Source organism: Rhodococcus sp. NPDC059968 (assembly GCF_042738615.1).
In the GTDB taxonomy this organism is placed as follows: domain Bacteria; phylum Actinomycetota; class Actinomycetes; order Mycobacteriales; family Mycobacteriaceae; genus Rhodococcus_F.
On the sequence record NZ_JBHWUE010000029.1, the window covers coordinates 97589 to 106530 of the forward strand.

General features: G+C 65.2%; 9 protein-coding genes. 6 read left to right on the plus strand and 3 right to left on the minus strand.

All coding sequences use genetic code 11. The features are described 5' to 3' along the window. Positions 1–69 precede the first annotated feature (69 nt). A complete protein-coding gene (locus ACFWAY_RS23310) occupies positions 70–1497 on the plus strand; it encodes a sugar porter family MFS transporter (RefSeq protein ID WP_378512335.1) in 1428 nt (475 codons plus the stop codon). Positions 1498–1960: 463 nt separating this feature from the next. Here the strand turns inward: ACFWAY_RS23310 and ACFWAY_RS23315 are convergent, their stop codons facing one another. Then, positions 1961–2368: a hypothetical protein gene (locus ACFWAY_RS23315; RefSeq protein WP_378512336.1), complete on the minus strand. Its 408-nt coding sequence runs from the start codon at positions 2366–2368 to the stop codon at positions 1961–1963. Positions 2369–2832: 464 nt separating this feature from the next. Here ACFWAY_RS23315 and mmsB point away from each other — a divergent pair, with 464 nt between their 5' ends. From mmsB to ACFWAY_RS23335, 4 genes are all read left to right on the plus strand, one after another. Beyond that, positions 2833–3738: a 3-hydroxyisobutyrate dehydrogenase gene (gene mmsB, locus ACFWAY_RS23320; protein ID WP_378512337.1), complete on the plus strand. Its 906-nt coding sequence runs from the start codon at positions 2833–2835 to the stop codon at positions 3736–3738. 75 nt (positions 3739–3813) lie between these two features. After that, the gene (locus ACFWAY_RS23325; protein ID WP_378512338.1) at positions 3814–4383 is read left to right on the plus strand and encodes an adenylate kinase; all 570 of its coding nucleotides are present in this window, start codon (positions 3814–3816) and stop codon (positions 4381–4383) included. A gap of 52 nt (positions 4384–4435) precedes the next feature. Then, positions 4436–5938: an aldehyde dehydrogenase family protein gene (locus tag ACFWAY_RS23330; protein ID WP_378512339.1), complete on the plus strand. Its 1503-nt coding sequence runs from the start codon at positions 4436–4438 to the stop codon at positions 5936–5938. 14 nt (positions 5939–5952) lie between these two features. After that, positions 5953–7167, plus strand: a complete 1215-nt coding sequence (locus ACFWAY_RS23335) for a CaiB/BaiF CoA transferase family protein (protein WP_378512340.1) — start codon at positions 5953–5955, stop codon at positions 7165–7167. An 84-nt stretch (positions 7168–7251) separates the two neighbouring features. Here the strand turns inward: ACFWAY_RS23335 and ACFWAY_RS23340 are convergent, their stop codons facing one another. Together ACFWAY_RS23340 and ACFWAY_RS23345 are read right to left on the minus strand one after the other, a co-directional pair. Beyond that, the gene (locus tag ACFWAY_RS23340; protein WP_378451115.1) at positions 7252–8163 is read right to left on the minus strand and encodes a LysR family transcriptional regulator; all 912 of its coding nucleotides are present in this window, start codon (positions 8161–8163) and stop codon (positions 7252–7254) included. Continuing rightward, the gene (locus ACFWAY_RS23345) at positions 8160–8642 is read right to left on the minus strand and encodes a MarR family winged helix-turn-helix transcriptional regulator (RefSeq protein WP_378512341.1); all 483 of its coding nucleotides are present in this window, start codon (positions 8640–8642) and stop codon (positions 8160–8162) included. The genes ACFWAY_RS23340 and ACFWAY_RS23345 overlap by 4 nt, the downstream gene beginning before the upstream one ends. A 205-nt stretch (positions 8643–8847) precedes the next feature. On the opposite strand from ACFWAY_RS23345, the gene ACFWAY_RS23350 reads away from it, so the two are divergent. Beyond that, the coding region (locus tag ACFWAY_RS23350) for an acyl-CoA dehydrogenase family protein (protein ID WP_378458268.1) at positions 8848–8942 on the plus strand (95 nt) is incomplete at its 3' end.

Genomic DNA, 8942 nt, shown 5'->3' on the forward strand with positions numbered 1-8942 from the left:
CCACCCATGGACCACCACATCCGCTGCTCTTCATTCCCGAACCCCAGCTCACTCCAGAAGGAACGTCACATGCCCAGCATCGGCACGGCCCCGACAGCTCCCCCGCACGTACCGCTACCCCCTGATCGTCCCGGACCGCACACTAGACGCCTGGGAATGGTGGCATTCGTAGCCACCTTCGGCGGGTTGCTGTTCGGCTATGACACGGGTGTCATCAACGGCGCCTTGGGTCCCATGAAGGCCGACCTCGGACTCACCACGCTCACCGAAGCCCTCGTGGTCAGCATCCTGGTCTTCGGAGCCGCGATCGGGGCTGTGGTCGGAGGGAAACTCTCGGACAGATTCGGTCGCCGCCACAACATTCTGCTGCTCGCCGGCATCTTCATCGTCAGCACGGTGGGCTGCGCGCTGGCACCGACCTGGCCGGTACTCGCGGTGTTCCGCTTCGCACTCGGGGTCGCCGTCGGCGGCGCCTCGACGACCGTGCCGGTCTATCTCGCCGAAGTCGCTCCCGCGGAGCGCCGCGGCAGCCTCGTCACCCGCAACGAAATCATGATCGTCTCGGGACAATTCGCCGCATTCATCATCAACGCGATCATCATGAACGTGTGGGGCGAACACACGTCGGTCTGGCGGTACATGCTCGTGGTATCGGTGCTACCGGCGATCGCGCTGCTCATCGGCATGCTGCGCATGCCCGAAAGCCCCCGCTGGCTGTCCTCCCAGCAACGCGACGCGGATGCACTCGCGGTGCTCAAACAGGTGCGGTCCCCCGAGCGCGCGGAAGCCGAGATGGCCGAGGTCCGCGCCCTGGCGACAGAGGAACGGCAGGCGCAGACCGGTGGATGGGCCGACCTCTCGGTGTCCTGGATTCGCAGACTGGTCGTCATCGGTGCCGCCCTCGGCATCTTAGGACAGCTCACCGGCGTCAACTCGATCATGTACTACGGCACCCAACTGCTGCAGACCGCCGGATTCTCCAGCAACGGTGCCATTGTCGCCAACACGGCTAACGGCCTGTTCGGCGTATTCGGGGTCATCGTCGGCATCATGCTCATCAACAAGATCAACCGACGCACTATGCTCACAATCGGGTTCGCACTTATCACCTTGTTCCACGTCCTGGTCGGACTGTCTGCGATGTTGCTGCCCGATTCCGCGGCCAAGCCCTACATCATCCTGTTTTTCATTGTGGCGTTCGTGTTCTCACTACAGGGATTCATCGGCCCGCTGGTGTGGCTGCTGCTGTCGGAGATCTTCCCGCTGAAGATCCGCAGCTTTGCCATGGGACTGTGCGTATTCATGCTGTGGCTGACCAACGCCGGCATCACCTTCGCGTTCCCGCCGACCGTGGCGGCATTGGGCATCGCCCCGACATTCTTCATCTTCGCGGCGATGGGCGTCCTCGGCATCGTCTTCGCGCTCAAAATGGTGCCCGAGACCCGAGGCAAGACCCTCGAGGAATTCGAGGACGAAATGCGCGCTCGGTACTCATGAGCAGCAGATCAGCACCAGCGTAGCCGAAATCCGCGGTCCGGCCTCCGCCATCGGGCGGGTATGTGGTTGGCGCAGAGCAGGACAACGCCGCAGGAGGCAGGACGTCGCCGTTCGACTGAACGGCGACGTAGCTCACGCATGATGTGAGTGAGCGCAATCGCGTTCACCGACGCGGCCGTTTGGTACACGACCGCCGGCGATTACCGCCGACCGCCGACACATTCTTGCCACAGAAGCCCCTGCGCCCAAGAACGATCTACAGCGATCACCACGTTCGCCGGTAGTGCGCGAATGTGCCCGCAGCAAGCGGAATCAGGTGTGATTGGAAGCCCCTTACGTGTGATGACCGGCCCGTCAGTTCGTGGAGCTACCAAGCCCCGCATTTTTGCTCGCTATAGGTGAACACCCCTCCATCCATCCATGCTCGGGGTGTTCACCCAATAGGGCCTGTTGTGTTCACCTATTAGTCAGGAAGGATCGGCGGGTAGAAGACGCCGTCGATCCAGATGGTGTCGCTGCCCCCGGGGCCGGGGTGTGTGCCGCCCGCGCGACGGCGCGCTCTCCACTCCGGATGGCGCGGCGATCGGCATGACTTCATCAACCTCCGCAGCGCGTCGTTGACGGTCTTGTAGCTGATGACGACGTGGGCGGGCAGTCCCACCTCCCGGCGTTGCGAGTTCGACCATCCCCGCTCGACTTCGGCGACCTTCGTCTGGTGCATCGGCAAACCCGAGCACCGTGTCAGCAGGTACGCGGCGAGGAACGCATCAGCGGTGAAGACCCGGTGCGCGCCTTGATGGTGGTCGAACACCTCCCGCACGAAATCACGCGCCGCGCAGTTCTCGATCACCGCGGCACCGCGCATGCCCATCCGCGCCTCCGCGTTCGGTCCCCGGAACGGCCCGGGCAAGGCCGTTCCCAGGAACCTGCGTATCGCCAGGTGGTTGAGTGCCCCTTCCGGCAGGCCGGAAACGTCGCGGTCCGGTAACCGCTACAGGGCGTAGTGCAGTGCCAGCGCTCGGACAGCATTCGGAGACGAGACCAAGCCTGGTCAGGGCTGAAGGTTGTCTGTCGGCCCTCAATCCGCGGTGGTACCGCGAGAAGAATTCAACCGTTGAACTGCGGTGATGCAATATTGCACATCCGCATTGCAGGTTAGGTGATTCCACGATCGTCCATGCGCGGGCACACTGATTACCGTTCCCGGCGGAGAGCGACGCGAAGCGACATGATCCCCGGGGTTCATCCACGAGCCGTTTGTTCGAATCGATGCCCCAGGTGGGTTTCCTCGGCCCCGTGCGTGGAATGTCGGCTATCACACCGCTAGGAGTACAGATGAGCAAGATCGCTTTCCTCGGCCTCGGAAACATGGGCTTGGGTATGGCCACGAATCTGGTGCGCAACGGCCACACAGTCATCGGATTCGATCCCTCGCCTGCGGCAGCGGAGAAGGCGGCATCACGCGGAATCGGCTCTGCTGCATCTCTTGTCGACGCAGCAGAGAATGCCGACGTGATCATCACGATGCTGCCCAGCGGCAAACACGTGCTCGACGTCTATGCTGACCTGGTCCCGGCCGCGCCGCAGGGGACCCTCTTCCTCGACTGCTCGACGATCGACGTCGCCGACGCGCGGGCCGCCGCTGAACTGGCTGTCGACGCCGGGCACCGGGCGGTGGACGCCCCGGTATCCGGAGGAACCGTCGCTGCGGACGGCGGGACCCTCACGTTCATGGTCGGCGGCCCGGCCGACGCGGTGGACCAGGCCAGCGCGCTCCTGGACGCCATGGGGGCCCGTATCGTCCGCTGCGGCGACTCCGGAGCGGGTCAGGCTGCGAAAATCTGCAACAACATGATCCTGGGGATCTCGATGATCGCCGTCAGCGAAGCTTTCGCGCTGGGCGCGAAGCTGGGCCTGACGGACCAGGCACTGTTCGACGTCTCGTCGACCGCGTCCGGTCAGTGCTGGGCGTTGACGACGAATTGCCCGGTTCCCGGACCGGTTCCCACGAGTCCCGCCAACCGCGACTATGCCGGCGGGTTCGCGAGCGCGTTGATGCTCAAGGACCTTCGACTCGCGCAGGCCGCCGCGGCGGACAACGGTGTCGACACGACGCTCGGACGGCGCGCCACCGAACTCTACGAGCAGTTCGTCGCCCACGACGGCCCCGGTCGCGACTTCTCTGCGATCGTGACGGCGATCCGCGCCGGTGCTCTCGACACGCAGACGCAACCGTCCTAGCAATTCCCACGTAGACCTCACCCCAGTGCTGCGGTGCCGGGCGGGAGGCACTGCTCGATGTGAAAGGAATTGGTTGTGCGCATCATCCTGACGGGGCCGCCGGGAGCGGGTAAAGGTACTCAGGCGCAGTTGCTTTCGACGGCACTGCAGCTCCCCCACATCTCGACTGGCGATCTGTTCCGTAGCCATATCACGCGGGGCACGGAGCTGGGGCAGACGGCGAAATCGTTCCTCGATGCGGGCGAGCTGGTCCCGGACGAGGTCACCATCGGGATGGTGGCGGACCGCCTCGCTGCCGACGACACGGCCACGGGATTCATCCTGGACGGCTTCCCCCGCACCGTGACTCAGGCGATCGCCCTCGATGAGCTCCTCGGCGGGCAGCTGAGCCAGATCGACGCCGTCCTGGACTTTTCGATAACGGACGATGTAGTCGTCGCGCGGATGCTGGCCCGTGGCCGCGCCGACGACACCGAGGACGTCATTCGTCGTCGTCTGCGGGTCTATCACGACGAAACCCGACCCCTGCTCGACTACTACGCACCAGTTCTTCTGTCGGTCGATGCAGAAGATGAGGTCGACGTGGTCTATGCCCACGCGATCGGCGCGCTGTCCGAGCGCGGACGTGTCGCTCCGTCCACCTAGCACTGTTTCCTGCACTTCAGCAGAGCCATCCGTATATCAAGGAGATTCCGACATGACCTCCACACAAACCTCACTCGCTGAGCTCCACATTCCCGAGGCCCGCGACTACCCCATGTTCGTCGACGGGGCCTGGGTGGAAGCCCTTTCCGGTCAGTGGAGTGAGGTGACCACCCCGGTTCTGCGTGAGCATGTGATCGGCCGTGTCCCGTCCTCGAGCACTGAGGACGTCGATCGGGCGGTGCGTGCCGCGCAGAGGGCCTTCCCCCAGTGGCGGTCTCAGCACTTCACCGCGCGGGGCCGGATCCTGAGCCAGATCGCCGACGCCATCGACGCGCGCGCCGAGGAACTGGCTCGCCTGACCGCCCTCGACACCGGCAACGCGCTGCGCACTCAGGCGCGTCCCGAGGTCGCCACCCTGGCGAACCTGTTCCGGTACTTCGCCGGTGTTGCCGGCGAGATCAAGGGCACGGTTCTGCCCGCCGGCGACGATCAGCTCCAGTACTCCCGGCAGGAGCCGCTCGGTGTCATCGGGTGCATCCTGCCCTGGAATTCACCGCTGATGATCGCCGGATTCAAGATCCCCGCTGCCCTCGTCGCGGGCAACACCGTCGTAGTCAAGGCGGCCGAGGCTGCCCCGCTGAGCGTGTTGCTGCTCGCCGAGATCTGCGCCGAGTTCCTGCCGGCCGGTGTGCTCAACGTCATCACCGGATCCGGCAGGGTCGTCGGCGAGGCGATGGTCCAGCACCCCGAGGTCGACAAGATCTCGTTCACCGGCTCGACCGAGGTGGGTCGCCACGTTGCCCGCGAGGCAGGTGGCCGTCTCGCGCACGTCTCCCTCGAACTCGGCGGCAAGAATCCCTCCATCGTCTTCCCCGACGTGGACATCAACGACGACTTCATCAACCAGCTGCTGCTCTCGACCCGGGTGCACCGGCAGGGACAGAGCTGCACCGCCGGCTCCCGGTTGTTCCTGCACCAGGACATCTACGACGAGGTCCTCGACCGGCTGGTGAACACGTTGGCCGCCCTGAAGGTCGGGAACCCGCTGGATGAGTCCACGGACATGGGCGCCATCATCAACGAGACACAGTTCGCCTCCGTCTGCGGATTCCTCGACGACGGCCTGAGCTCGACCAAGGTTGCCACCGTCCTCGACGGCTCCCCCGACAAGCTCGGCAACCCCGACGGCTACTACATGGGACCGACCGTGTTCTCCGGCGCCGACAACTCCTGGCGCCTGTCCCGTGAGGAAATCTTCGGGCCCGCGCTCGTCGCGATCCCGTGGAACGACCACTCCGACGTCATCGAGATGGCCAACGACTCGCACTACGGTCTGGCCGCCTACGTGTGGACACACAACCTCGATCTGGCGCTGTCTACCGCACATGCCCTCGAAACCGGGTGGGTGCAGGTCAACCAGGGCGGCGGCCAGATGGTCGGCCAGTCCTACGGCGGATACAAGCAGAGTGGCCTCGGCCGTGAAGTGTCGCTCGAGGGCATGATCGCCGGATTCACCCAGACCAAGCAGGTCAACGTGCGCCTGCGCACACTCTGAGAAGGGAGAGCACCATGACTGTCGGACCTCTCGGCGACATCCTCGTCCTCGACCTCTCCCGCGCTTTGGCGGGGCCCATCGCCGCAATGATGCTCGGTGACCTCGGAGCCCGCGTGATCAAGGTCGAAGCCCCGGGCACCGGCGACGACTCCCGCACCTGGGGGCCGCCGTTCGTCGGGCCGCAGGATGACCCGCAGTCGTCGTACTTCATGTCGGCGAACCGGAACAAGGAATCGATCGTCCTCGACCTCAAATCCGAGCACGGTAAGGACGCGCTCCGTCGCCTGATCCGGCGCGCGGACGTGCTGATCGAAAACCTGCGGCCCGGCGCATTCGACCGGCTCGGATTTGCAGCCGACGTGCTCGAGGAGCTCAACCCGCGCCTGATCACGTTGTCGATCACCGGCTTCGGGCATGACGGGCCGGAGGGATCCCGCGCCGGCTACGACCAGATCGCCCAGGGCGAGGCGGGGCTGATGTCGGTGACCGGTGACCCCGACGGGGAACCGACGCGGATCGGAGTCCCGATCGCCGATGTCCTCGCCGGTGTCCACGGCGCCACGGGTGTGTCGGCCGCACTGGCATCGAGAGAAAAGACCGGCAAGGGCATGGTCGTGCGGACGTCCCTGCTGGCCGCCGCGATCAGCGCCCACACCTTCCAGGGCACCAAGTGGACGGTCGGTGGACAGGTCGCGCAGCGCTCCGGCAACCATCACCCGCAGATCGCACCGTACGGCAGCTTCCGCTGCGCAGACGGATACGTTCAGATCGCGGTCGGCAGCGAGGCGATCTGGGCGAAATTCGCCCCGGTGGCCGGTCTGTCCGCCCAGGATCCGCGGTTCGCCGTCAACCGGGATCGGGTCGCGGCGCGGGATGCGTTGATCGCCGCGATCGAGGCCGACTTCGCCGGCCGCAGTCGGGTCGATGTCCTCGCCGAACTCGAGGCCGCGGGTGTTCCCGCGGGGTCGATCCGCACGATCGACGAGGTCTACGAATGGGAGCAGACCCGCAGCCAGGGGCTGCTGGTGCAGGTCGAGCACCCCGTGGCGGGGCCGGTGCAGTTGCCGGGTCCGTCCTTGCGGATGGAAACGGCCTACGGTGAATCGTTGGTGCGGTCCGCGCATGCCGCGCCGCCGGTGCTCGGACAGCACACCGAACAGATTCTCGACTGGCTCGACTCGGTCGACACCACCGATCCGCTCGATGCCATGGTGCCCGCGCAGGCGTGATTTCGGTGAGAGCCCGGCTGTCACACCGGTCAGCGGCGTTGCAGGAGTCTGCGTCCTGCGACGCCGCCCCGGGTGGGCCGGCAATTACACGGTGGGGACCAGTTCTTCTCGCCGACTGCGCGCCTCTTCCTGAATCGCCTGCCGGACCGCTTGTACCGCCGGATTGGTGAGGCTTTCGCGGCGCGCGGCCAGGGAGAAGGCGAGCCGGACGTCGACGGCATCGGGCAGAATCCTGCGCAGATCGGCATGCTGATCCGCCATGAACGCGGGCAACAGCCCGATGCCCCCGCCGGAACGCGTGGCAGCAACATGAGCGAAGATGTTGGTGGACATGAACTTTGCTGCGACACCGGGCAGATGTCGGCTCAAGTCGAGATCCCCGACCTGCAGCAGCGAGTCGACGAAGAAGACCAGCGGATGAGCGGTCAGCTCTTCCAGGCTGCCGGGTTCGCCGTGGTCGCGGAAGTACTGTTCGCTGCCGTACAACCCCAGCGAGTACTGGCAAACACGTTCGGAGACAAGCCGGCTGGTGATCGGTGTGCCCACCGCGACAGCGAGGTCGAACCCCGATTGATAGAGATTCAATTGCCTTGTATCCGTGATCAACTCGACGACAAGGTGTGGGTGACTCATCCGCAGCTTGGCCAGTGCGGGAGCGACGAACAACGACCCGAATCCGTCCGGAGCAGTGATCCGGATGGTTCCCCGCAGTGAATTTTCACCGATGCCGAGGACCACGTCGGCGGCTTCCTGAACGGCTTCCTCGATCAGTCGCGCCTTCTCCGCAATCGACCGGCCGACATCGGTCAGCTCCCAGCTGTCGGCGCTGCGCTGCAGCAGACGGACACCCAAGGCCTTCTCGAGGGCGCGTATTCGCCGCGAGACGGTGGTGTGGTCGACGCCCAGGTCCAGCGCCGCGGATTGCCGGCGACCGGTTCGCGCGACCGCGAGCAGATACCGAAGGTCATCCGAGCGGATGTTGCGGACGTCGATCACGGTCGGCCTCCCGGTGCGGCGGTCGATGCACGTCGGGTTGCGGAGAGCAGCTGTTGCAGATCGTCGTGGAGACGGCGCATCACCTGCGGGTCCACGAGGGCGACGGCATCGAGGGCTCGGGTCGCCGAGACGGCCACCTCGCGACCCTTGTCCGTGATCGTGACCAGGGTCGAGCGGCGATCGGAGCGATTGATCGCCCGTACGGCCAACCCGGAACCTTCGAGTCCTTCGATCAGCGTTCCGATGGTGGTGGGATGCCTGTCCAGGGCGCGGACGATCCGCACCATGGGCAGCGGAGCGTTCGCGGCGACCATTATGGCCAAGACCTCGTACCGGGCGAAGGACAGTCCGAGCGGACGCAACGTGGAGTCGAGTTGATGGCTGATCAGCTTCTGCGTCTGCAGTACGGCGGCGATCAGCGTATACGGCGCCACAGCGTCGGCTGCCGGCGCCGAGTGGGGTGGTTGCGCAATGGCCACCGGAAGCCTCCTAGTTATCCGGAATGGGCGTCGAGTGAACGCCCTGAGTGTGTATTTCTCGAAACTCGCCGTCGGCGGACAGGACTGTATCGGCGCTTCCCGTGTCGAAGTGTGTCGGTTTGGAGTGGGTCACACCCACTGGCAATTTGCATGGATGTCCAACTATAGTACTTCCAACCTCCCCGATCTGAAAGGGTCGATTCATATGTTCACCTTGACCGATGACGAGCGGGCGATCAGCGACACTGCCCGCGACTTCGCGGCCGAGCATCTCGCGCCGCACGCCGTGGAGTGGGATCA